This window comes from Arthrobacter sp. SLBN-53 (genome assembly GCF_006715585.1).
Classification (GTDB): Bacteria; Actinomycetota; Actinomycetes; order Mycobacteriales; family Mycobacteriaceae; genus Mycobacterium; species Mycobacterium neoaurum_A.
Map to the genome: position 1 here is coordinate 4,351,554 of NZ_VFNN01000001.1, position 23,828 is coordinate 4,375,381.

25 protein-coding genes are annotated in these 23,828 nt (G+C 66.1%); 8 read left to right on the forward strand and 17 right to left on the reverse strand.

Annotated elements, in window-relative coordinates; all coding sequences use genetic code 11:
* Positions 1-127: 127 nt before the first annotated feature.
* Positions 128-2,503 carry a PEP/pyruvate-binding domain-containing protein gene (locus FBY28_RS20890; RefSeq protein ID WP_141869187.1) on the reverse strand — a complete coding sequence of 792 codons (2,376 nt, stop codon included), beginning with the start codon at positions 2,501-2,503 and terminating at the stop codon, positions 128-130.
* Between the two features lie 125 nt (positions 2,504-2,628).
* Positions 2,629-3,309: a GAF and ANTAR domain-containing protein gene (locus FBY28_RS20895; protein WP_174241693.1), complete on the reverse strand. Its 681-nt coding sequence runs from the start codon at positions 3,307-3,309 to the stop codon at positions 2,629-2,631.
* Between the two features lie 314 nt (positions 3,310-3,623).
* Between FBY28_RS20895 and FBY28_RS20900 the strand changes: the two genes are divergently transcribed.
* From FBY28_RS20900 to FBY28_RS20910, 3 genes are all read left to right on the forward strand, one after another.
* Complete coding sequence (locus tag FBY28_RS20900) at positions 3,624-4,715, forward strand: GGDEF domain-containing protein (protein WP_141869188.1); 1,092 nt, start codon at positions 3,624-3,626, stop codon at positions 4,713-4,715.
* A gap of 75 nt (positions 4,716-4,790) precedes the next feature.
* Positions 4,791-5,801 (forward strand): YihY/virulence factor BrkB family protein, encoded by a 1,011-nt coding sequence (locus FBY28_RS20905; protein WP_141869189.1) that lies wholly within the window; start codon positions 4,791-4,793, stop codon positions 5,799-5,801.
* A gap of 40 nt (positions 5,802-5,841) precedes the next feature.
* Entirely contained in the window at positions 5,842-6,048 is a 207-nt protein-coding gene (locus FBY28_RS20910; protein ID WP_141869190.1) for a hypothetical protein, read from the forward strand.
* Here FBY28_RS20910 and FBY28_RS20915 read toward each other — a convergent pair.
* Entirely contained in the window at positions 6,032-7,366 is a 1,335-nt protein-coding gene (locus FBY28_RS20915; protein WP_141869191.1) for an APC family permease, read from the reverse strand. The genes FBY28_RS20910 and FBY28_RS20915 overlap by 17 nt on opposite strands.
* Before the next feature lie 288 nt (positions 7,367-7,654).
* Between FBY28_RS20915 and FBY28_RS20920 the strand changes: the two genes are divergently transcribed.
* Entirely contained in the window at positions 7,655-7,870 is a 216-nt protein-coding gene (locus tag FBY28_RS20920) for a hypothetical protein (RefSeq protein WP_141869192.1), read from the forward strand.
* Between the two features lie 4 nt (positions 7,871-7,874).
* On the opposite strand, the gene FBY28_RS20925 is transcribed toward FBY28_RS20920, so the two are convergent.
* Positions 7,875-8,102, reverse strand: a complete 228-nt coding sequence (locus FBY28_RS20925) for a hypothetical protein (protein ID WP_141869193.1) — start codon at positions 8,100-8,102, stop codon at positions 7,875-7,877.
* On the opposite strand from FBY28_RS20925, the gene FBY28_RS20930 reads away from it, so the two are divergent.
* The gene (locus tag FBY28_RS20930; protein WP_141869194.1) at positions 8,101-8,811 is read left to right on the forward strand and encodes an SDR family oxidoreductase; all 711 of its coding nucleotides are present in this window, start codon (positions 8,101-8,103) and stop codon (positions 8,809-8,811) included. The two genes, FBY28_RS20925 and FBY28_RS20930, sit on opposite strands and share 2 nt — an antisense overlap.
* Positions 8,804-9,643, forward strand: coding sequence for a hydroxypyruvate isomerase family protein (locus tag FBY28_RS20935; protein WP_353618539.1), 840 nt, complete (start codon positions 8,804-8,806; stop codon positions 9,641-9,643). The genes FBY28_RS20930 and FBY28_RS20935 overlap by 8 nt, the downstream gene beginning before the upstream one ends.
* Here the strand turns inward: FBY28_RS20935 and FBY28_RS20940 are convergent.
* Both FBY28_RS20940 and FBY28_RS20945 read right to left on the reverse strand, forming a co-directional pair.
* Positions 9,616-9,765, reverse strand: coding sequence for a hypothetical protein (locus tag FBY28_RS20940; protein ID WP_023985489.1), 150 nt, complete (start codon positions 9,763-9,765; stop codon positions 9,616-9,618). The genes FBY28_RS20935 and FBY28_RS20940 overlap by 28 nt on opposite strands.
* Before the next feature lie 168 nt (positions 9,766-9,933).
* The gene (locus FBY28_RS20945) at positions 9,934-11,118 is read right to left on the reverse strand and encodes a metallophosphoesterase (protein ID WP_174241694.1); all 1,185 of its coding nucleotides are present in this window, start codon (positions 11,116-11,118) and stop codon (positions 9,934-9,936) included.
* Positions 11,119-11,305: 187 nt separating this feature from the next.
* Between FBY28_RS20945 and FBY28_RS20950 the strand changes: the two genes are divergently transcribed.
* Positions 11,306-11,683, forward strand: coding sequence for an STAS domain-containing protein (locus tag FBY28_RS20950; protein ID WP_141869195.1), 378 nt, complete (start codon positions 11,306-11,308; stop codon positions 11,681-11,683).
* 12 nt (positions 11,684-11,695) lie between these two features.
* On the opposite strand, the gene FBY28_RS20955 is transcribed toward FBY28_RS20950, so the two are convergent.
* Positions 11,696-12,556 carry an SDR family oxidoreductase gene (locus FBY28_RS20955; protein WP_141869196.1) on the reverse strand — a complete coding sequence of 287 codons (861 nt, stop codon included), beginning with the start codon at positions 12,554-12,556 and terminating at the stop codon, positions 11,696-11,698.
* A 154-nt stretch (positions 12,557-12,710) separates the two neighbouring features.
* On the opposite strand from FBY28_RS20955, the gene FBY28_RS20960 reads away from it, so the two are divergent.
* Positions 12,711-13,358 carry a hypothetical protein gene (locus FBY28_RS20960; RefSeq protein WP_141869197.1) on the forward strand — a complete coding sequence of 216 codons (648 nt, stop codon included), beginning with the start codon at positions 12,711-12,713 and terminating at the stop codon, positions 13,356-13,358.
* 78 nt (positions 13,359-13,436) lie between these two features.
* Here FBY28_RS20960 and mbp1 read toward each other — a convergent pair whose 3' ends face one another.
* The 10 genes from mbp1 to FBY28_RS21010 form a co-directional block, all read right to left on the reverse strand.
* Positions 13,437-13,676: a microaggregate-binding protein 1 gene (mbp1, locus tag FBY28_RS20965; RefSeq protein ID WP_141869198.1), complete on the reverse strand. Its 240-nt coding sequence runs from the start codon at positions 13,674-13,676 to the stop codon at positions 13,437-13,439.
* A gap of 74 nt (positions 13,677-13,750) precedes the next feature.
* The gene (locus FBY28_RS20970; protein WP_141869199.1) at positions 13,751-15,367 is read right to left on the reverse strand and encodes a DUF222 domain-containing protein; all 1,617 of its coding nucleotides are present in this window, start codon (positions 15,365-15,367) and stop codon (positions 13,751-13,753) included.
* Between the two features lie 187 nt (positions 15,368-15,554).
* The gene (locus tag FBY28_RS20975) at positions 15,555-17,480 is read right to left on the reverse strand and encodes a potassium transporter Kup (RefSeq protein WP_141869200.1); all 1,926 of its coding nucleotides are present in this window, start codon (positions 17,478-17,480) and stop codon (positions 15,555-15,557) included.
* 2 nt (positions 17,481-17,482) lie between these two features.
* Positions 17,483-18,559 carry a sulfate/molybdate ABC transporter ATP-binding protein gene (locus FBY28_RS20980; RefSeq protein ID WP_216847871.1) on the reverse strand — a complete coding sequence of 359 codons (1,077 nt, stop codon included), beginning with the start codon at positions 18,557-18,559 and terminating at the stop codon, positions 17,483-17,485.
* 5 nt (positions 18,560-18,564) lie between these two features.
* A complete protein-coding gene (locus tag FBY28_RS20985) occupies positions 18,565-19,377 on the reverse strand; it encodes an ABC transporter permease (RefSeq protein ID WP_141869202.1) in 813 nt (270 codons plus the stop codon).
* Positions 19,374-20,129 carry a molybdate ABC transporter substrate-binding protein gene (gene modA / locus FBY28_RS20990; RefSeq protein ID WP_141869203.1) on the reverse strand — a complete coding sequence of 252 codons (756 nt, stop codon included), beginning with the start codon at positions 20,127-20,129 and terminating at the stop codon, positions 19,374-19,376. Before modA ends, FBY28_RS20985 begins: the two co-directional genes overlap by 4 nt.
* Positions 20,126-20,530 carry a TOBE domain-containing protein gene (locus FBY28_RS20995; RefSeq protein WP_141869204.1) on the reverse strand — a complete coding sequence of 135 codons (405 nt, stop codon included), beginning with the start codon at positions 20,528-20,530 and terminating at the stop codon, positions 20,126-20,128. The genes modA and FBY28_RS20995 overlap by 4 nt, the downstream gene beginning before the upstream one ends.
* Before the next feature lie 43 nt (positions 20,531-20,573).
* Complete coding sequence (locus FBY28_RS21000; protein ID WP_141869205.1) at positions 20,574-21,482, reverse strand: hypothetical protein; 909 nt, start codon at positions 21,480-21,482, stop codon at positions 20,574-20,576.
* 40 nt (positions 21,483-21,522) lie between these two features.
* Positions 21,523-22,209: a TetR/AcrR family transcriptional regulator gene (locus FBY28_RS21005; protein WP_141869206.1), complete on the reverse strand. Its 687-nt coding sequence runs from the start codon at positions 22,207-22,209 to the stop codon at positions 21,523-21,525.
* Positions 22,210-22,268: 59 nt separating this feature from the next.
* Complete coding sequence (locus FBY28_RS21010) at positions 22,269-23,759, reverse strand: sodium:solute symporter family transporter (protein WP_141869207.1); 1,491 nt, start codon at positions 23,757-23,759, stop codon at positions 22,269-22,271.
* Positions 23,760-23,828: the final 69 nt, after the last annotated feature.

The following is a 23,828-nucleotide window of genomic DNA, read 5'->3' on the forward strand; positions in this document are numbered from 1 at the left end:
AGCCTCATGCTCGGTAACTACCCACCGAACGATCCCCTCCAACGTGCTGTCGGCGTTCCGTTGTGCAGCACAGACCATACTCGGCAGACCATCGTTCACCGGACGACCGCCGATGACCCGGCTCCCGTCAACGGATCCGGGTGACCAGACCCCGATCACCGTCGACCCGGATGCGGTCACCGGTCTGGAAGGTCTGGGTGCCGACCAAGGTGTTCACCACGCAGGGCAGGCCGTACTCGCGCGCCACCACGGCGCCGTGGGACACCGAGCTGCCGATATCGGTGACCAGAGCGGCGATCACGGTGAAGTACGGTGTCCAGCCGACATCGGTCACGGGTGCCACGAGAATCTCGCCGGGACACACGGCACCTGCGTCGTGGACCGATTTCGCCACCCGCACGGTGCCCTCGACCACGCCTCGACTCGCCGGACGGCCGACGATCGTGTCATCGTTGCCGAGTTCTCCGGTGTGCGGTGTCGCGATCCGTGGTCTCGGTCGTCCCACCGAGACATCGTCGAATTCGAGCGCGTCCTGGTAGGGGAGGGCATCTCGGCGTTTCGCCGCACGCCGGACGAGCTCGGTGATGTCGTCGTCGCCCACCACCTGCGTCAGCTCCGAGCGGTCGAAGAAGAACACGAGGTCGGCGTCGGGCAGCCGGCCGGTGCGCTGGAGCAGCTCGCCGAGGCCGCGGTACCCACGCTTGAGTGCATGGGCCATGAGCGCCATCTTCGCCTTGGTCTGTTCGCGTCCGCGGGCCCCGCCCCTGGCCAGCCGGGCCAGCAGTTCGATCGGCTTCTTCGGCTTTCCGTACACGGTCTCGGGGGCCGGCACGCGCTCGGGGGACACGAGCGAGGCGCGCAGCATGGCCTGCATCATCGACCCGAGACCGGCCGGATCGTCCGCCCAGGACGGGTCGCGCATGCACAGTTCGCGGTATCCACGGTGTCCGTGCCTACCGAGGAATGCGCGCAATCCGGACCCTGCGCCGGCGGCGCACAGATTGCGGACGGCCGCATCGGGTGCCTGGGCGAGGAACCGTTGTGCCTCCTGCTGATCGGCAGCCAGCGTCGCGACCACCGACCGCAGCTGCTGGAGCATCAACGCGCTCTCGACATCGTCGGCGCCGGCCATCAGGCGCATGGCCTCGGCCCGACCGTCGGTTTCGGTACGACCCTGCCGGACGGCCCGGCCGATCAGGGTGCTCTCCAGCACGTTGGCCGCGACGGCGGCGCGCGATGAGGACCGTACGTGGATGAGCGTGACGTCGCAGTAGAGCTCGACTCCGGATTCCAGCGCACCCAACATCTCTCGCGCATCGGCGGTGGCGGGGATGCGGAATCGTGCGATCCGGTCGTCCAGGCGGCGGATCGCGGGGCCGACCGACAGTGCGTGGCTGACCAATCGGATCGTGTTGCCGAGCTTGCGGATGAACGGTTGTGCGGGTTTGGCTTCGAGCTCGTCGATCACCCGACCGCATATCGACATGGAGAATTGTTCGCGCGAGTTGCCGAGGATGCCCGAACTCAGGGCCGTCCCCTCGGTCAGGTTCAAGAACATGTGCCCGTAGAAGTAGCCGACCTGCAACCAGGGTGTCTCGTAGCGCGGCTGGGCCCGTGCCACCACCTGAGTGGTCTGCATCGCGAAATCGATGGCGTAACCGGACACCGATGCCGTCAGCGGACAGTAGGCACCCGGCATCATCTCCCCGATGTTGCAGCGGGTGTAGACGTGGTCGACGCCGGCCACCGGGGAGTCCATCTCGTTCAGATCGCCGGGCAGGGTGGTGATGGGGCGGGCCTGTAACCACCACAGCGTTCCCGCTCGGTCGATGGCCCATTCGAGATCCATCGGCATGCCCCAATGCCGTGCGGCCTGCAGCGCTCCGGTGCGGATCGCAGTGACCTCCGCGGTGCTCAGGATCGGTGTTCCTGCGCATTCGGACAGTGCGGTCGTCCCATCGGCATTGAGCACGAGGTGGTCCGAAGAGGCCGACCCGTCGACCAGCGCCTCGCCGAGACCGGCGACGGAGTCGAGGATCATCAGGTCGCGCCGCCCGGTGGCGGGATCGGCCGTGAACACCACGCCTGCCGCGCGGGCGTCCACCATCTGCTGCACCACCAGATGCATGGTGGCCTCGTCGTCCCCGCTGTATGCCGACGCACGTTGTGTATCGACGGAGTCGGCACACCGCCGCACTGCGGCGATGAACTCATCGACGCTGCCGACGTTCAGCACGGTCTCGTACTGTCCGGCGAAGGACTGCTCGACCCCATCCTCGCCGACGGCCGAGGAGCGCACCGCGACGGGAACCGCTCCCGCGGAGGCCATTTGGGTGAAGCGGCCGACCGCGTCGACGATGGTGTCGCGCTGTGCGGCATCGGCGAGGACGAACCCGACCGGTACGGCCAGGCCGATCCGGCGCAGTTCTGCCAGTCCGGCCGCCTTGCCGCCGAGGCTGCTGTCGGTGATGTCGTCGAACTCCACGATCGGCGACGTCACCATCGGGCCCCTTAGAATACGATACGGACGGTATTGTAATTATGTGCGGCATCATGACAGCAGATGGTCACGCGGTTGGCAAGACCGCGCTCCGATCTCCGATCTGATCAGCGTGGGGTGGCCATCGGTCAGCCGCGGGTGTTGATCACCTGCTCCGCGACGTCGGCCAGCTTGGTATTGCTGTCTTGGGACAGCTTGCGCAGCAAGGAAAACGCCTGCACGTCATCGACCTTGAAGCGTTCCATGATGATCCCCTTGGCCTGCCCGATGCGGTCCCGGCTGGCGACCGCAGACTCGAGCTCCTCGCTCTGGCGGCTTGCCAGGATCGCCGCGGCGGCATGGGCGGCCAGCACCATACCGGTGGTCTCGGCGCGGGCGGTCCAGACGTTGGGGTGAAAGCTGAAGAGATTGAGTGCTCCCGCGGTGCGGTTGGCGGTGTAGAGCTTGAAGGACAAGCCGCTGCGCACGCCGTACTCCAGGGCCGCCGGTGAATACTTCGGCCAGCGTGGCTCGGTGCGGAAGTCGTCGGTGCGCACCACGACGTCATCCAGCGCCGCCTGCATGCAGGGTCCCTCGCCGAAGGTGACCTGTAGCTCGTCGAGCTTGTTGGGCAGGTCGCTGGTGGTTGCCAGCGACTCGTAGCTCGAGTCCTTGCCGATCAGCAGGATTCCCGCGGTGTCGGCTTCGGGGATCAACTCGATGGCCGCGGACGTGACATCGCGCAGCACGTCGTCGACGCTCTGCAGAGCGACGGCACGGGCCAGTTCGGCCATCCGCTGGGCCAGGTCGCCATCGGGGTGAAACGTCATTCCGCCACCCTAGAAGGGTGCGGCGTCCAGGTACAGTTTGGTCCCACTGGTGAGCGGGTAACGCGACCTCAGTGTCGGTGATGACAGGCTGCGTGATCTCGGCACGAGGTGGGCTCGGGTTTGGTCGGCAGCCGCGTTAAGAAGTCAGCGGGACCAGAGTCTCACCGTCGCGCTCAGCTGGTCCCCGTCATCGGTCTGCGGGCAAGGTGTTTCGGTAGAGCCCGGACAGCATTCGGTCAAACTGGCGGTCCCGTCGTGGTCCAATGACCGAAGGGCTGCCGTACCACCTGGGCCGGCAGAGGGGGGAGTCTGCTGTGGGCGATGCCGGTGCGGTCGCCACGTTCGGACGGTGGTGGCGACAACCCGGCCGCTATGACTGGCTCGTCGAGCTGGTGCAGAACAGTGGCTATGGACCGCTCGCCAGATTCGGTGTCGGGGCGTCCTGCGTCGCCATCGGGGCGTGGCCGATACTGATGGCATTCAGCGCCCAGGGCGTTGTATCGCCAGTCATCCGCATGGTGACCATATTGTGCGGTGTGCTGGCAATCTTCCTCGGCTGGTGGTGGTTTGCCGGGTGGCCCACTTACCGGCAGTCCGGGTTCATCGTCATCGTCCTGAACGCCAGCATCGCTCTCACTTGTGTGCTGTACGTAATCGACCACAGTCCCGTCACCGGGACGCTGGCTTTCGCGCTCACCGCCACGTATGTGGCCGGCCTACACACGCTGCCGCATCTGATGATCGTGTTGGGGTTGGCCACTGTGCCGATCCTCATGCGTATCGCTTCGGAGGCGTTGGCGGGCGACCTCTACGAAGGATTGGCCGATGGAGTGCTGCAGCTGACCGCGGTGACGGTGGTGCCGATCACCCTTCGACTGTTGTTGCAACTGCTCAGCGACGCGGCCGTCGACTCCGATATCGACCCGTTGACGGGACTGGCGAATCGCCGCGGTCTGTTGCGATCTGTCGGCCAGCTCGTGGGGGCCGCCGCAGACGGGGGTCCACTCCAGATCTCCCTGACGATGCTCGATATCGACAATTTCAAGGCGATCAACGACACCCATGGGCATGCGACCGGGGACGGCGTGCTGGTGACGCTGTCCCGATTGATGCGCACGACCTGTGCCGACCATGCGGTGATCGCACGCGTCGGCGGTGAGGAGTTCGCGATCGTGGCGATCGGAGCCGTCGATGATGCAGTGGTGGTGGCCGAACGGCTGTGCGACCAGTTCCAGCGAGCTCCGGCCCGCTTCACGGTCAGCATCGGTATTGCCGGCGCCACGCTGGTGCGCGGCGCCCCCGTCGACACCATCGCGCTCACCGAACAGCTTCTCGATGCCGCCGACCGGGCGATGTACAGCGCCAAGCGCGCCGGCGGTGCCCGAGTTCAGGTCGCGGTCGGATGAACCGCAGGTGAGGATGGGGCGGTGAACGGGTACTCCTGAGGCGCGGCAGCGGGTCGCGTGGTGGGGAGGATCGCGATGCTGGGTTGGCTGGACCGTGTGCAACAGCGCAGCCGCGCCGCCGGATTCGCGATCGCGGTGGTCTACAAGTACGTCGATGACCAGGCCAATTATCTGGCCGCGCTGATCACCTACTACACCTTCGTCTCGCTCTTCCCGGTCCTGATGCTGCTCACCACGGCGCTCGGGGTCATCCTGCGCGACCGGCCACAATGGCGGGAACAGATCGTCGACTCGGCCATCAGCCAGTTTCCGCTGCTCGGGGACCAGATGAGCGAGCCCAATGCACTCAGCGGCGGTACCACCGCCGTCGTCGTCGGCATCATCGGCGCCCTCTACGGCGGCCTCGGCGCCGGCACCGCGCTGCAGAACGCGATGGACACCATCTGGGCGGTACCGCGCTATGTGCGGCCCGATCCGATCAGGGCCCGGCTGCGCAGCCTGATGCTGCTGCTGGTGCTCGGGTCGGCGCTCATCGCCACCACGGTCCTCACCGCGGTGGGCCGCAGCTGGGCAGACCTCGGGTTTCTCGGCACGAGCGCGGTGGTTGTCGCCTCGCTGACCCTCAACACCGCGGTCTGCGTCATTGCGTTCCGCGTCACGACGGTGCGCGAACTGACGGTGCGGCAGGTTCTGCCGGGAGCGCTGATCGGCGCATGTCTGTGGCAGGTCCTGCAGTGGTTCGGCGCCTCCTATGTCACCCACGTCGTCGGTTCGGCCAGTGTCACCAACAGTGTGTTCGCCATCGTCCTCGGCTTGTTGGCCTTTCTGTACCTGGTCTCCACATCGCTGTTGATATGTGCCCAGATCAATGCGGTCCGGGTGGACCGATTGCATCCCCGCGCACTGCTGACTCCGTTCACCGACAATGTCGAGCTGACCGCGGCGGACCGCCGCATGTACTCCGGGCAGGCGGAGGCACAGCAGGCCAAAGGGTTTCAGCGGGTGGACGTCAGCTTCGACGAGACACCCGCCGACGAGGAGGTTTCCCGGTGTGACGGTGAGGGTATGGCCGGAGCCAGTCATTGAGCGGTCGAGCGTTTTCCGGCCACCCCCTCCAGATGGGAGCATGCTTGTGAGCGTCACCGGTAAGGCGAAGTCCGCGACTCGGTTCGGGCTCAAGGTGCAACGCAGGATCGTGATCGCGCAGACCCTGTGGTGGCCCACCCTCATTCTCGGCGGTATCGCCGCCGGGGCGACGGTGCTCACCGTCGCCCGTCGACGTGCTGCGCCAGAACCGGTTTCGGTGCCACAGCCAGTCACCGACGCTTACTGAACTGCCCGCGCCCGGCGCGGGTGCCCAGGAACAACACGGCGCCGACGACGATCAGAATCCCTGCGAACAGCCACACCTTGGCCGACTGCTGGGTCAGCAACAGAACGCAGGATGCCACGCCGAGCACCGGGACGGCGGTCCACACCCGGAAATGCGGATGGTTGACAACGTCGCGACGCAGCACCAGCACGGCGATGTTGGTCGAGATGAACACCACCAACAGCAGTAGCACCACGGTCTCGGCCAATGTCGACAGATCGCCGATCAGCGTCAGCGCCATGGCCACCGCGGTGGTCGACACGATGGCCACCCACGGGGTCCGGCGACCCGGGAGCACCTTTCCCAAGACCCCGGGGAGCAGTCCATGCTCGGCCATTCCGAAGGCCAGCCGGCTCGCCATGATCATGGTGAGCAGCGCGCCGTTGGCGACGGCGACCAGGGCGATGGCGGAGAATACCCATGCCGGGATGTTCATGCCCGAGGCCGACACCACATCGAGTAGGGGCCCACTGGATGCGGCCAGCTGATCGGATGGCAGCACCGCAGCGCTGGCCAGACCGACCAGGACATACACCGCACCCGCGGTGATCAGCGCTGCGAACAATGCCCGGGGATAGATCCTGCTCGGATCGCGGATCTCCTCGACGATATTGGCCGAGGTCTCGAACCCGACGAATGAGTAGTACGCGATGATCGCACCGCCCAGGATGGCCAGCGCCGGGGTCGAGTCTGCAGGGAACTCCACCACGCGTTCGACATCGCCCCCGCCGTGGCCGACGAGCACGGCACCGGCGATGATCACGATCAGCAGACCGGTGAGTTCGATGACCGTCATGACCACGTTGCTCTTCATCGACTCGCTGATGCCCCTGGCATTGAGCGCGGCGACCAAGCCGAGGAACACCACGGCGGCCGGTATGGCCGGGACGTCGATGAAGGTGCGCAGATAATCGCCGGCAAAGGCCAGCGCCAGACCGGCGGCGCTGGTGACCCCGGCGGCCAGCATGCAAAAGCCAACCAGGAACGAGACCAGTGGCTGTCGGAACGCTCGCTCGGCGAATACGGCGGCGCCGCCGGCATTGGGGTACTTGGTCACCAGTTCGGCATAGGAACCCGCGGTGAGTAGCGCCAGCAACAGGGCAACCAGCAGCGGCGCCCACAGGGCACCGCCGACTTCCTCGGAAAGCACGCCCATCAGCGCATAGATACCCGCGCCCAGCACATCACCGAGGATGAACAGGAACAGCAGCGGCGCTGTGATCCTGCGCTTGAGCTTCTCGGTGGTGCGCTGCGGGCCGGCCAGCGTATCCGACGACATTGCTACCTCCACACTCCGTTGACCTGCGGGCAGCGGTGTACCCCGAGCAGCGGGATTTATGCACATCGTCCGCCTCGCGCATCCCGAGGATTCATCTGTGCGCCGTTTGACGGCAGCAAACGAGCATCCAGTGGCACATGAGTCGGGCAGCCACGCCACTTCATACCCATGCCGCGCAGATCGAGGAGGCCGACAGCCGGACAGCGATGAATTGCGCAGCAGGGCACAGCAATTGTCTGACCGGACCACCGTCGGCGACCGACCAGAACGGGAGCTTTCGTGGACGCCATGGAAGTCCCCCGCGCGATAGCCCGGGCGCGGTATCGGTTGGCGCGAATCCTGTTGCAGCTGTTCAAAGATCGGGTGGTGCCCCTTGTGGTGAAGAGGCGCCGCGCCGCAGCACAGACCAGACGCGCAGACGCCGCCGACAAACGCACCACCGCCGATCGGGTGGAGGACTTGGCCAATGCCGAGAAGCAGAGCCGTCGCAACGCTGCGCGCTGACCGGTCAATCGAGCGATTCGCCCCGGTGTTTCTCGACGACATCCGGGGCGACCTCGCGTGTCGCCATGCCGCCGGTACGACCCTGGTCGGTCGGGCCGGGAGGCGGAACCGCATCGGTATCGCTGTCGGAGTTGGTGTCGGTCTTGTCGGGTTGTGCGCTCATGGGGCGGGGATGCCCGCCGAACCGGTCGGCCAATCCGCGGCACAGGCGGTACAGCACAATCGAGGTCATGCAGGAGGACGCGAAAACCATCGTCATCACAGGGGCCGGCAGCGGCATCGGGCGGGCGTGCGCGCGGTCCCTGCTCGGTGCGGGGCACCGGGTCGTGCTGGCGGGTCGGCACGCCGACTCACTGGCAGAGACTGCGCAGGGCAGCACGGACGCACTCGTCGTACCCACCGATGTCACCGATTCCGATTCCGTCGACGCGCTGTTCGCGCAGGCCGTCGATCGTTTCGGGCGGGTCGATGCGTTGTTCAACAACGCCGGTGTCTTCGGGCCGCGCGCGTCGATCACCGAGATCGATGACGAGCAGTGGCACACCGTGTGGCGGACCAATGTCGACGGTGCGGTGTTCTGTGCACGTGCCGCGGCACGGACGATGATCGCGCAGTCGCCGCGCGGCGGGCGCATCATCAACAACGGGTCGCTCGCGGCGCACCGGCCACGGCCCGACAGCCTGGCCTACGCCGTCACCAAGCATGCGATCAGCGGGTTGACGGCGTCCATGCTGCTCGATCTCCGGGATGTCGATATCGATGTCACGCAGATCGACATCGGTAATGCCGCCACCGAGATGACCGCCGGATTCGCCGAGGCATCCATCGACGTGGCGCACGTGGCCGAGATGATCACTCATATCGTGGGCCTGCCGGTCGACGTGTCGGTGCCGACCATCACCGTCATGGCCCGCGGGATGAAGTACGTCGGGCGTGGTTGACGTGACGTCCCGCTATGTCGTCAACTGCTCGATGCTGTTCGCCGACCTGCCCTTGTTGCGGCGACCGGAGGCCGCCCGCGATGCCGGGTTCGATTCCGTCGAGTTCTGGTGGCCGTTCGAGTCGGCGGTGCCGACGGACACCGAGGTCCAGGCATTCGTCCGTGCTGTCCAGGACGCCGGTGTGCAGTTGGCCGCGCTGAACCTCGCCGGGGGTGACATGACGGCGGGGGAGCGCGGGCTCGCGTCGATTCCGGATCGTCGAAACATGTTCCGCGACAATGCCGATATCGCCTTCGGTATCGCCGAGCAGCTGGGTGTCGGCGCTCTGAACACCCTCTACGGGAATCGGCAATCCGATATCAGCGCCGCGGCGCAGGACGAGATGGCGACGGAGAACCTGGCCCACGTGGCAGAAATGGCCGAGCGCATCGGCGCAGTCATTCTGATCGAACCGCTCAGCGGCATCGAGGCCTATCCGTTGCGGACAGCAGCGCACGCGGTCGCGGTGATCGACAGGGTGGGCCTGCCAGCCATGCGATTGCTCGCCGACCTCTATCACCTGAGTGTCAACGGTGACGATATCGCGGCTGTCATAGCGACTTTCGGCGATCGGATCGGCCACGTCCAGATTGCCGACGACCCGGGCCGGGCCGAGCCCGGCACCGGGACGATCGACTTCGACGGTCTTCTCGCGCAGCTTTTCGCCCGCGGCTACCGCGGGCATGTCAGTCTCGAGTACCGACCGACTGCGCCCGACCCGTTCGGGTGGTTACCGAGAGATCGGCGCGGCGGCAGCCCCTGGGATCAGTCTGCGGCGCGGTCGAACTCGTAACGCTGCGCGACAGCGATCAGCTCTTCGCGCACCGTCGAATGGGGCATGGCGTTGATCCGCGCGTAGAGACGGCGCCGGTTGTTGGCCCGCTTCATATCAGCACGAAACTTCGCGAACGACATTCTTCTCACTCCCTCAAAGTGCCCTGGGTCACAGAGCTTGCGATTCAAATCCGTTGTCACAGCGGGGATCACCCGGTATGAACAACACCTCGATCGTCGGTGTTAATTCTGTGTAAAGCAAGTTTCGACGTGTGAGTTTGACTACAACGCAAACCAGTACCGCACCGGTCAGGCGGTGCTCAGTGTCAGCAGGGTGATCTCGCTGGGCGCGAAAATCCGGAATGGCGGGCCCCAGTAACCCGTACCACGGCTGGTGTAGAGCTGGGTCCGCTCGCCATGTGTGCTCAGTCCCTGCACGACGGGTTGCTCGAGTCGCACCAGGTAGTTGAAGGGCCAGATCTGGCCACCGTGGGTGTGGCCGGATATCTGCAGATCCACCCCGGCGGCCACCGCATGGCGGATCTGCTTGGGCTGATGTGCCAGCAGCAGGATCGGTGCGCCGTCCTCGGCTCCGTCCAGCGCCGCGGCGAGATCCTGGCCGTGACCGCTGACACCAGAACCGGCCGCCGTGGCATCGTCGATCCCGGCCACCACCAACGTGTCACCACCGCGCTGCACGGTCACGTGCCGATTGTGCAGGGAACTCCACCCGATGGATTCCAGGTAATCCAGCCACTCCTGAGCCTCACTGAAGTACTCGTGGTTGCCCGTCACGTACGTGCGCGTCGCAGCGGTGATCTCCGCGAGCGGCGCGGCCTGCTCGCGGCGCATCTCGACCGTGCCGTCGGCGATGTCACCGACGTGGCAGACGATGTCCGCATCGAGCTCGTTGACCCTTTCCACCACCGCGGCAGACCAGCGCGACCGGTTGATGGGGCCGTAGTGGGTGTCGGTGATGATCGCCACCCGCAATCCGTCGAGGCCGGGACCCAGTCGCGGTATCCGGACCGGGACCCGGCGAACCCGCGGAATCCGCATCGCTTCATGGTGGCCCCAGCCCAGCAACACGGTCGCCACCACGATGACCGCGACGGCGATCAGGCGAGACCGCAGCGGCTCATCGACTCCCAGGCCGATGAGTAGGGGCCGCGCGATGTTGCCGAGAACCGACCAGACGAACACCACCCAGACCACGCCGAGCAGCACGTCCCCGATCGCGGACGGGACGTCGCGGTGTTTTCCGTGCCCGGTCAACACCAGCACCGGCAGCGCGACCAGCGCGGCCGTGAAAACCAGCGTTGCCGCCACCGTGACCGGCATCGGCCAATCGCCGGCGACCACCAGCGTCCACCAGGGGACGCCGAAAAGCAGTCCGAGCACCAGCGATACCACCGCGAACCGGCGCCAGTGCCGCGACGCCTGTGCGGGGGGATGGCCGACTTCTTCGACGACTTCGGCTGGGTTATCGGTCATGGCACCTCGATCACGCTGGTGGGTTTGGAAACGACGGTACCGAGCACCGGCGACCAGGCATGATGTCCAACGCGCTGTCCATGATCAGATCGGGCGCGTAGGCTGATCACATCCGGCTTTTTGCTCGGAGGTTAAGAGTCAGCCTTTGAGTCATCGCGCCCTACCAAATATTGGTCTGCGAGGCATCATGACTGATCCAGGCTCTATCATCGTCAAAACCACCTGGTTGGACTCGACGGTGATCATGAATTGTGTCGGCGATCTCGACATCACGACCGCCGCAGTACTCGAACGACAGATCGATGAGGTCCTCAACTGCGGCCCAGACGCGATCGTCGTCGACCTGACCGAACTCGACTTCCTGGCCGCCCGCGGCATGAATGTGCTGATCCGCGCCAACGGCAGGCTGGGGGGCCGGGTGAAATTCCTGGTGGTCGCCGATGGCCCCAAGACCCGGCGGCCCATGACGCTGATCGGTGTCGACAGCCAGGTGACACTGCACAGCACCCGCGACACCGCCCTCGCTGCGGCTGCCAATCCGGACTCGTTGGCCAGTTCGGTCTGATCGGCGGGCGCCTCAGCCCGGCAGCGTTTCACCGCCGATGGGTGCCAGCACCTCACCGCTGTAGTACGAGGACAGTCGTCCGGCGGCGAAGAAAACATACGACGGTGCAATCTCGTCGGGCTCCGCTGCGCGCCCCATGGGGGTCTGCTCACCAAAGGACGCCGTCTTCTCGGCATCCATCGTGGCGGGGATCAGCGGGGTCCACACCGGGCCCGGCGCAACGCAATTCACCCGAATCCCGCGATCGCTGAGCGCTTGCGACAGCGAGTAGGTCAAGGCGATGACTGCGCCTTTGGTCGCCGAATAGTCGATCAGCGTCTTGTTTCCGCGCAACCCGTTGATGGACCCGGTGTTGATGATCGAGCCGCCCGGCGTCAGATGCGGCAGCGCGGCCTTGGTGACGTAGAAGAAGCTGTCGATGTTCACAGCGAAGGTGCGACGCCACTGCTCGTCGGAAAGCTCGGTGAGGTCGTCAACCGGTGACTGATAGGCGGCGTTGTTGACCAGGATGTCCAGGCCTCCCAGTGCAGAGACCGACTCCTGCACGACCCGGCGGCAGTGTGCCGGGTCGGCCAGATCTCCTGGTAATGCGACGGCGTGACGTCCCTGCGCCTCGATCAGGCCGACGGTATGTGCGGCATCAGCGTCCTCGTTGAGATAGGCAATCGCGACATCGGCCCCCTCCTTGGCGAATGCCGTCGCGACGGCGCGGCCGATCCCCGAGTCGCCACCGGTGATCAGGGCGCGCTTGCCGGCGAGCAGATCGCGGCCGACATAGTCGGCCATCTCGTCGTGGGGTGCGCGGTCCATCTCGTCCGTGCGACCGGGGTAGGGGATGACGCCATGCGGTGCTGGGTCGGAATGGGAGGCCATATCTTCCTTCGCTCGAGTACGAGTCGACGAGATACCCCCGCGTCCTGCCGCGAAACCGTGAACGCGTCAGCAATCCGTAAAGATCGGTAGGTGTCGGCGTCAGCGCCGCGTATGAACGATTTCGCCGGCGTGCCGGCTGGCGTAGGCATGAAACATGACATCAGCTGTAGACGCCGCGATGCACGACTCGCTCCCACCTTCGGGTCCGCGCAATGCCGGCCACAGCGTCCCGGCCGCCGCGCTGCGCGATCGCCGGACAGCGAATTGGGTTATTTCGCATGGCATATCGGTGACGGCATGTGACGACCGGGACCTTGACCTGGTGCGGTCCTGCGGCATTCGGTCGCGGCAGGTCGTCTTCCGGTGCCCTGCCACGCCCGCGACCCTGCGTCGCGCCGATGATCTGGGAGTCTCCCGGTTCGTCGTCACCACGGGTGCGCAGCTCACTCGACTCGCGACGTGTGCGGGGCGCAATCTCTATGTGTACCTCGACGATGATGCCCCGCTGATGCTCGGAGATCCGAAGGTCAAGGTGATCGGGTTACACACCCGGGTGGACCATCAGGACTGGGCCGGTGCCGCGCGAAAGCTGGTGGCCAGGTCGGCGGTGCTGCTGGCATGCGGGTCCATGGTCAGGCGGATCATGCTCAGTGGTGGGCCGGTGGAGTTGTGGTTGGACGTCAACTCCGACAGGGCGCGGCAGATCGTGGCCGATGTCGACGCCGCGGCCCGCGCGGAGGCGGAGTATTGGCATGTGCCGGCTCCCGCTGTCTCGATGGCGGCGCTGAGCACCGGCAACTGATCCCCCGACCCCCGGACAGCCACGATGGGCCCCGCGGCGCTGCGGGGCCCATCGTGGCTGTCATGTTGCCTGGGGAGGCTATTTGGCGCTCTCGGCGCTCTTCTGCCGTGCCTCGGCGGCGCTGGCGGCGGCACGTGCGGCGTCGGCCTGCGCTTCCTTCTTGGCGACGTTGCGCTCTGCCTCGGCCTTGTCCTGCTGGGCCCGGCCCTCTTCGCGAAGTCCGTCGTTACCGGCGACGATCCCGGCGACTTCCTTCACCTTGCCCTTGACGTCTTCGACGACACCACTCACGGCATTTTCGGGTCCGCTGTCAGCCATGGCGATTCCTTTCTACTGGGCGATATTCGCGAGGGCGATGTTCGCTGCGGTGTTAGTACCCGTCGCTTTTCGGATCATTCCAAATTGTGATGTGCGTCACTTTCGGGTTCCATGGCGAGTTCTTCTGCGTTGCGGGTGCGTTCGGTGTTGATGCGGTAGTCGCGGTCGTGTTGTCGGGTGCGTTGGCGTCGCGGGATGTCGGGGTCGCGGTCGCCGAGATTGTTGTGGTCGCCGATGAGGGTGATGTGGCGTGTTCTCGGTATCGGGGTGTCGATGGTGTTGTGGGGGAACAGAATCGGCCCCAGTGGCATCGTTGTGTACCGGTGTCCGGTGGGTGAGGTCCATGTGGTGGTGCCGTCGGGGTGGGCTGCCGGTGTCCAGCCGGTTTTCATGGTTTTGAGTAGGTGGTGTTCGCGGCAGAGCGGGCGCAGGTTGCCCGGGTGGGTCGCCCCGGCGGGCCACGCGACGACATGGTCGAGGTCGCAGCGTTGGGCGGGTTTCCCGCACCCCGGGAAGCAGCACGTCATTGCGGTCATGCGGACGTAGGCGGCCAATTTTGTCGACGGGCGGTAGCGGGGCTCGGAGCCCAGGTCTGTTGCGCTGCTCAAGGGCCGGACCCTCGCGCCGGTGTCGATAAGCTCGGCGAGCAGGTGGGCGGGGATGATCGCCCCGTCAAGGGTGATCCCGGCACCCACGCCGGGCCGAGTGCTGGCGGCCGGGGCAGAAGGTGCCGAGGGCGCCGACGGTGGCTGGGGTTCGGCCTCTGGCGGCGTGGCCGTATCGGATTCCTGGCGTTCCTTCACCTCATCGGCATCGGGCGTGGCCGGTGCCGGACCCGGCTCGGGCGTGGGCCCGGCATCGGGCTTCGCCCCGTGCCCGGTGTCGGGTTGCTGTCCGGTGAGCACGTAGATGGTGACCGCACCCGCCCGGGGATCCTTGCCCGATCCGGTGCAGTCTTGGTTCCCGCACAGGCAGGTGAGTTGGTCGGCGCCGGCCAGGACCGCGGCCAGGGCGTCGGCGCGGCGTTCGGCCTTGGTCCACGGATCACCGTCGCAGACACTGTGGGCGAGGGTGTTGAGGCGGGTGTCGCTGATCGCGGCGTCGGTGGTGCGCATCCGTCCCCAGAACGAGACCACCCCGTCGGGGTCGTCACGGTCACCGAAGTCGATATGGCGGCCTTTGGCGGCGGCCTTGGACTGGATGACCGCGACCGGGTCGAAGGTGTGCACCCAGAAGTCGACCGCGGTGATCAGCGCGCTCTCCGACAGCGCGCCGTACTGGTGGGCGGTGCCGGCGATCCCGGCGTCGATCAACGCCAGCGCCTCCTCATCACAGACCAGCTGGGTGCGCCAGGTGATCGCGGCGATAACCTTGGCCGAGACCGAGCCTTGCGTGAACACCTCGGCGGTCCTCGGTAGCCGGTCACGTAGGGCCATCGCGATGCGCATCTGGGCGCTGGCGGCCCGGGGGCTGAGGGTGCAGGCGGCGCTGATCTCGGCCTTGGCCAGCGCCCACCCGTCGATCAACCTCAACGCTGACGATTCGTCTTCGTCCTCGCAGTGTCGTGCAGTGACCTCGGCGATCGCGGCCAACCGCCGGGCCGCCGCAGCCGCCTCAGCACGGGTGGCATCGGTGACCTCGGCGATGAGCGCCTCATCGCTCAACCCCGACAATCCCGATCGTTCGAACATATGAGCGATTCTACTTCGGCATACTGACAAGATCGGCCGCCGAAACATTGGAACGGCCCCGGGAAACACACCGGGGCCGTTCCGTGGGCCTGGAGCACCCGCTCCGTAAAGATCGTTGCCGCCTCAGTACCCGAGGCGTACGACGATACTAACCTCTTTGTGACACGGATCACACGCGGGGTAGCAATCAGACATCCAATCGTGACCCGACCAATATCGTTCGGTCTGGCGGCAGGTGAAAATAGCCGGCCGCATCGGCTGTGAGAAACGACGTGGCGACGAAAAGCCTTTTGCGCCAACCGGTCATGTCAGGGCTGTCGCCCGGCACCAGCTCCAGGTGCGACAGGAAGTAAGACGCCGTGTCCAGGTCGACACCGCCTTCGGTGACCTCACTGGGCAACATTCGCAGGGCGGCCGGGACGTCGGGGCGTTCCATGTAGCCGGCATGGACCGTGACGTGCACGATCCCGTCATCGCGGTAGCCGAGGGAGTCCACCGAGATGCGCTTGTCGTCGGGCAGGCGGGGGACCGGGACGGTCTCGACAGCCACGATCACCGCATGTTCGTGCAGGACGTGGTTGTGCTCGACATTGGTGCGCATCGCCAGCGGAGTGGTGTCATCGGACCGGTTCAGGAACACCGCGGTGCCGGGAACGCGTACCAGCGGGGGTTGTCGGTCGGCCAGTTCATCGATGAAGGGCCGAAGCGGTCCCTCGATCTCGTGCCGGGCCGCGGTCACCAGATGTCGTCCGCGCTGCCAGGTCGTCATCACGACGAAGGCACAGATCGCGATGACCAGCGGTAGCCAGGCGCCGTGGACCAGCTTGGTGAGGTTGGCCGCCAAGAACATCACATCCACGAGCAGCAGGGCGCCGCCGCCCGCCACCAACGCCCACAGCGGCCACCTCCACTCCTGTCTGGCGTAGTAGAGGAACAACAATGTGGTAATCGTGATCGTCCCGCTGACCGCCATACCGAACGCGTAGGCCAGCGCTGCCGAGGACCGGAAGGCGAAGACGAGGGTGAGTACGGACATCATCAGTACCCAGTTGATCCACGGGACGTAGATCTGCCCGATCGCGTTGGCCGATGTGTGTGTGATGCGCAGGCGCGGCAGATAGCCGAGCTGCACGGCCTGGGACACCACGGAGAACGCACCCGTGATCACCGCCTGCGAGGCGATCACGGTGGCCGCCGTGGCCAACAGGACCAGCGGCAGCCGCGCCCACTCGGGGGCCAGCAGGAAGAACGGCGCGCTGTGCACGTTGTCATCTCGCAACAGCAGTGCACCCTGCCCGACGTAATTCAGCGTGCAGGCCGGCAACACCAGGCCCAGCCATCCGATGACGATCGCACGCCGTCCGAAGTGCCCCATATCGGCGTAGAGCGCCTCGGCGCCGGTGACCGCCAGCACGATCGCGGCAAGCGCAAAGAACGCGATGTGGAAATGTCCGCCCATGAACGCGATGGCGTACGTCGGCGACAGCGCGGCCAGAATCCCCGGGTTGCCGGCGATGCCGAGGACGCCGCACGCCCCGATCGCGACGAACCAGACGATCATCACCGGACCGAAGAATCGTCCGACTGCCGCCGTACCCTGGCGCTGCACGCTGAACAGCGCAACGATGATCACCGCGGTGATCGGGACCACCCAATCCTTGAGACCCGGTTCGACGGTCTTGAGGCCCTCCACCGCCGACAGCACCGATATTGCCGGCGTGATCATCGAATCGCCGAAGAACAGTGCGGCCCCGAACAGGCCGAGGAAGCCCAGCGCGATCGCGGTCCGGTGCCCGCGCGTACTCGCACCGCGGCGCAGCAGCGTGATCAGCGCCATGATGCCACCCTCACCGTGGTTGTCGGCGCGCATCACCAGGGTCACGTAGGTGAGGGTGACGATCGTCATGACCGACCAGAAGATCAGGGAGACAACGCCGTACACGTTGGCCTCGGTCAGCGGCACCGGGTGCGGATCGGCGGGGTTGAAGACCGTCTGCAACGTGTAGATGGGACTGGTGCCGATATCGCCGAACACCACGCCCAGCGCTCCGATGACGATCGCCAGCCGCAGCGGTGGCGCGGAGTGCTGTGGCTGTGCGGGTTTGCCTGGCATGCCTACATCATCGGTATCAGCGCGGGATGAAGCTGCACTTCCTGGGTTTTCATGACGAAGTACACCCGCTGCCCGACCTCCAGGTCCAGCTCAGCGGCCGCAGCTGGGGTGATATCGGCGGCCAGGCCCGTGCCGCCGTCGGGCTGCTCGGCACCGCGAACCCGCACCGTGGAACCATGGATGTCGAGTTCGGCGATCTGCACCTCGAAGATATTGCGCGGACTGGCGTGCGGCGCGCTCAGGTGGACCGCGACCGCGGCGGGACGGAACAGTGCGACGCCGGCCGACCCGACCTCCAGATCGCCAAGACCGGAGATGGCTTTGCCCCATGCGGTGCGCAGAACGCCAGGTTCGGAAAGGACGCCCGACACCAGATTGACCCCGGCGATACGCGCGGCGAAGTCGCTTCGCGGCTCGCTCAGCACCTCGCGGACATTCCCGCTCTCCACCACACGGCCGTCGTCGATGACGACCACGGTGTCGGCGAGGGCGAGTGCGTCGAGCAGATCGTGGGTGACGATGATCGCCGTGCGGCCCGTTTCCCGCAGCACCTCGCGCAGCAGCCGGCGCATTGCGGGCGCTGCGGTGACATCGAGGGCGGCCATCGGTTCGTCAAGCAGCAGCAGCCGCGGTTCGGCGGCCAGCGCCCGCGCGACCGCGATGCGCTGAGCCTGTCCGCCGGACAGCTCCGCCGGCCTGCGTGCTGCCAGCTCCATGGCGTCGACGGCCGTCAACCAGTGCCGAGCCTGCTCTCGCGCGGCCGAGTGCGACAACCCCCGGCAACGCGGGGCGTAGGCAACATTGGCCTCGGCCGTCATATGCGGAAACAGCATTGCCTGTTGGGACAACATGGCGATGCCTCGGGCATGCGGCGGGAGAAATATCCCGGCGGCGGTGTCGGTGAGGACGGTGTCACCGAGCTCGATGCGTCCAGTGTCCGGGCGCAGCAGCCCGGCGATCATCAGCAGCAGCGTCGACTTACCGGCGCCGTTGGGACCCAGTACGGCCAGCACCTCGCCATCGGCGAGGGACACGTCGAACTCGATACCGCGCTGCCTCAGGCCGGCTGCGACCCGCACCGCGTTCACAGCGGACCCCGCAATCGGCGGGTGCCGGAGGCGATCACGATCGCTGCGGCGACCACGATCAGTAGCAGCGACAGTGCCACGGCCGCATCGGGATCCGTTTCGCGCTGCAGATAGATCTCCAACGGCAGGGTGCGGGTCACCCCCTGCAACGATCCCGCGAAGGTCAGCGTCGCCCCGAACTCGCCGAGCGCGCGTGCGAAGGCCAACACCGCTCCCGATATCAGGCCGGGCAGCACCAGTGGCAATGTCACGGTGCGCAGCACGGTGGTTGGGCGGGCGCCCAGGGTTGCCGCGATATGCTCATAGCCGTTACCCGCCGAGCGCAGCGCGCCCTCCAGGCTGACGACCAGGAACGGCAGCGAGACAAAGGATTGCGCGAGTACGACAGCGGTGGTGGAGAACGCGATGCGCAGGCCCCACAGTTCGAGGTATTCGCCGAGCAGTCCTTGACGGCCGAACGTGTAGAGCAGTGCAATACCGCCGACCACCGGTGGCAGCACCAGCGGCAGCAATACCAGCGAGCGCAGAATCGCTTGGCCGGGAAAGTGTCCGCGCGCCAACGCCAGCGCCATCGGTACCCCGAGCAGCACACAGACCAGTGTGCTGGCGCTCGCGGTCTTGAGGCTCAACAGCAGTGCGGCGCGCGATGATTCGGAGGTGATGAGCGGGATGAAGTGCGGCCAGTCAATCTTCGACAGGATCGCGATCAACGGTGTGATCACGAACAGTGCGCCCGCCGCGGCGGGCAGGTAGATCCAGGCCGGGAGGCCTACCTGGACCAGTCCGCTGGGTCCGCGCGCGACGGTCACGGCGTGGCAAAACCCGCTGCGGTGAGGACGTCCTGTCCAGTCGGGCTCGTCACGAGGTCGACGAAGTCTTGTGCGGCTTGTGAGTTGGCGGCCTCCTTGAGCACGGCGATCGGATAGGTGTTCACCGCGTCGGTGGACTCGGGGAACGGGACCGCAGTCACGTCGTCCGCGGCGCCCGCCGCATCGGTGACGTACACAAGTCCGGCATCAGCCTGCCCGGAGGTGACCTTGCCCAACACATCGGTCACCGCGGACTCCTCGCTGACCGGTGTCAGCGTGACGCCGGTGGCCTTCTCCACTTTCTCGGTGGCCGATCCGCACGGGACCTGCGGCGCGCACACCACAACCTGGGTACCCGGCCGCGCCAGATCGGCAAAAGTGGCTATTTTCTTGGGATTGCCGAATGGCGTGACGATCGTCAAGGTGTTGGTGGCGAAATCCACCGGTTCCCCGGCGACGACACCGGCGTCCACCGCCTTGGTCATGTTGTTGGTATCCGCAGAAGCGAACACATCGGCAGGCGCTCCTTGGGTGATCTGGGTGACCAGATCGGAGGAGCCGGCGAAATTGAAGGCGACCTTCGTTCCCGGATGGTCCTTTTCGAATCGGGCCCCCAGTTCGGTGAATGTCTTCTTCAACGATGCGGCAGCGAACACCGTGAGCTGTGCGTCCGGCTGTGCTGAATCGCTCTGCGACGACGAGCATCCGGCGAGCAGGAGGGCTAGGGCCAACAGTCCCGCTAGCGGTTTCATGAGGTACCTCCCGGAGTTTCGACGATGACATTGGTGGCCTTGACGACGGCGACCGCCAACGCGCCGGGTTCGAGTCCCAGTTGCTCGGCGGAGGTGGTGCTCATGAGCGAGACGACGGTGAACGGACCGCACTGCATTTCGACTTCGCACATCACGCGGTCGGCCGTGACCTTGGTGACGAGCCCGACCAGGCGATTGCGTGCGGAGCTACTGGCTCCGGTGGGGTCGGCCGGTGGGGAGGCCTGTTCGCGGACGAACGCTGCCAGCACATCGCCCGCGATGACCTTTCGTCCGGTGTCGTCCTTGTAGGAGGCGAGCGCACCGCTGTCGGTCCACCGGCGCACGGTGTCATCGCTGACCCCGAGCAACGCGGCGGCGTCCTTGATGCGAATTGCGGGCACAGAATGCCTCCTGAATCCGTTTATGCGGTTAGAGAAGCATAGATCATCCGCTTTTGCGGATTGGCGTAAGTGCGATGAAGGCAAGGTCGAGCACCCGCTTCCGTCCCGCGTACTCGGCGGTGCGGCGTGACGCGATGTTCAGCCCGTCGATTGTGCCGATCAGATACTCATCGACGTCGGCGCTGATATCGGCAGCCCACCTGCGCTGTGCGTGGCTGGCGTAATGATTGCCGGCATGAGCGGTGTCCACCACCTCCTCGTGGATCTCGGCTCCGGGGATCCAGTAGATGCGGCCCGGTCGGACGGCGAACACGCCGACCGCCATATCGGCGACGGTGATCGCGTGTAACTGTCCGGCGGCATGCCAGGCGTGCAGATCCTCGGCATCGGCAGCGGTCACATTTTGGGCCAGTGAGGGAATGAGCGTGCGGTAGCGGGTTTGTACCAGGTCGACGGCGTCCTCGGCACGCGCGAAGGGAGTCAGCCCAATCCGGTGGTCCGGCTCTCCCAGATCCCTGCACCGCGCGGCGTGCACGGTCTGGTCCACGACGATGCCGGGTCCGGCGAGGACCCCGGGCCGGGTGCGCAATCGCAGTGCCTTCGGCGCGAACTCCGACCATTCCGCCGCCACGCAGCGCGCCAGGTCGTCGACGTCGTCGAAGGTGTGCGCGATGATCTCGACGAACGGCCTGTCGATGTTTCGCCCACGAAACCTGATCCCGCCCAACAGGTCTCCCCGCTCGGTGCGGATCACGCGCTGCAGGTAATCCGACGAGGACACCCCGGGTAGATCGATATGGTCGGAGAACGAGCGGGCGAAGGCCTCATCACAGGTGCGGGCCAGTTCCTCGGCGAGCCACGCCGACACATGCCGGCGACCTGTCGCACCGAACAGTTCGTCCGCCAGGTCGTATTCAGGGGACAGTGATGGCCAATCCTCGATCGGGCGCATGCGCGCATTCAACGCGACAATCCCGCCGAAGCCAACGTGTTTACGGCGAGGTCGGCGCCGTCACCTCGCCCACCACCAATCGCGACGCGGTCCGCAGCCCGTCCCAGTCACCCCGCCAGCCCAGCAGGTGCACCGCCAGATCGGCTGTCCGGTTCGGCTGATCGGGCTCGCCCATCCCGTCGGCACGTAGGTTCGGCAGGCTCTCGACCAGTCGGAACACGGTATCGGCGTCGGCGCTGACATCCAGGGCGCCGTCGGCCGGCTCGATATCGGCGATCACCCGCGTCGACAGCTCCCGGTAGGCGCGACGCAATTCGGTTCGTTGCCGGTGGAACTCATCGAAGTGCGGATCACGCACCTCGGGCAGCAGATAGAGGATGCCCAGGTTCCACGGGCTGTCCCACAGCAGGCGGCAGTCCAGCAGGCTGAGCGCATGCAACAACACCACCGGTGGCTCGGTGCGGTCGCTCAGCTGTTCGGCCGCCCGCAGCGATGACAACACGGTGCCGCTCAGCAGTGCGGCCAGGATGTCGTTCTTGGTGCGGAAGTGGTGATACAGCGACGCCTGCCGGATCCCGACGGCCTCGGCGATCTGACGCGTCGAGGTCGCGGCCACCCCTGAGGTGGTGAACAGTTCGGCGGCCGCGTCCAGTACCTCATCTCTGGCGGTCTGGCCGGGACGCTTGCGTTCCTCCAATCGGGGGCGGCCGCTTGAGGTGGTGCGCACGTGTCGATCCTGCCAGTCCGACAGGCGCGACACGTGCGCCACCGCCGACGTGTCCCGGGTCAGGACCGGGCCGCCGTCAACACCTCGGGCGCGGGTGCCGGTTCGGTCTGCAGGGTGTTGACGGTCGTACGGACCGTCGTGAACGACGCCGCGACCAGGTAGGCCGCCAACGACGCAGCCCCGGCCAGCAACGTGCTCCAACCGTCGGCCGTGGCGGTCACCAGATCGTTGGGGATGTAGAACAGCGTGTTGTCGACCCCGTAGATGGTCGGGGTGAGTACGAAGAACGTCATCCGCACACCGATGCCGACCACGATGGCCGCCCAGGCCGCCGTGGCGCCGCCGCGCGACCAGTACAGGCCGAGGATGAACGGAACCACCAGGCTGGCCAGCAGTAGGTCGAAGGCCAGCGTCAGCAGGATGCCGGTCTGCGGCACCCGCAGGGCGACGATGCCGGCCAGTACCGCCATGGGCAGGGTGGCCCAGCGGGTGGCGGTCAGCACCCGCGGTGTCATCGTGACCGCCTCGGCATCGATACGCAGGATGTTGCGGATCAGCACTGCCGCGGTGGACAGCAGAATTCCGCTGATGGTGGTCAACGTCGCGGCCAACAGGCCTGAAATGACGATGATCGCCAGCCAGGCCGGTGCGTAACCGCCGAGCAGCGTGTACAGGATCGGACCGTCCGCGGCGCTGTCACCCACGATGCTCACGGCTGCCAACGCTACGAATGACAATGGGATGCAGAGCATCAGCAGTCCGGCGGCCGCGGCGAAACATGCCTTCTGCGCACCGCCCGGTGTGCGGGCAGAGAACACGCGCTGCATCAGGTCGATCGCCACCAGGTTGCCCAGGCCCAGCGCGATGATGGTGGCCCAGTTGATCACCGCACCGGAATCGCTGGAGGTCAGCTGCTCGAGATCACCGGCACCCATGCCGTCGGGAGCGCTGAAACCGTGTGTGGTGGCCACCCAGGTCACCAGTGCGGCAACGCCGATGACATTGACGATGACGCACGCGACACCGGTATAGACCGAGGCGAACATGCCACCGCTGATGGTGTACAGCAGCGCCAGCGGAATGGTGAGGAGGATGGCGTAGGCATACGAGACACCGAGGAAGCGCTCCAGCAGGAAGCCGACCGCGACCAGATTTCCCGCGAGCAGGATGATGAAGCTGGCGATGGTGAGGAATGACGACGCGACCTCGGTACTGCGACCGAAGCGGTTACGGAAGTACTCGGGCAGTGTCACCACATCGGCAGCGCGCATGCGCTTGGCGAAGAACAGGCCCATCAGCAGCAGGCAGATGGCCAGCCCGATGGGTAGCGCGGCGCCGGCCCAGAATCCGAAAGCTGCTGAAAGATCGGCATTGCCGATGGTGGCGTTGGAGTCGACGGGCTGTGCGATGAGCACGGCGGTCACCAGAACCGCGGGCAGGGCCCGACCGGCGACCAGATAGTTCGAACAATCGCCGCGCACACGACGGGCGGAGATGACACCGCTGACGGTGAGGATGAGCAGGAAGACGGCGACGCCGGCAATGATCATGGCGAACTCCAAGAGGGAGTAGGGGTTTGTGGTTCGGCGACGTTGCCGGGACAGCTTCGGGGTGCGGTG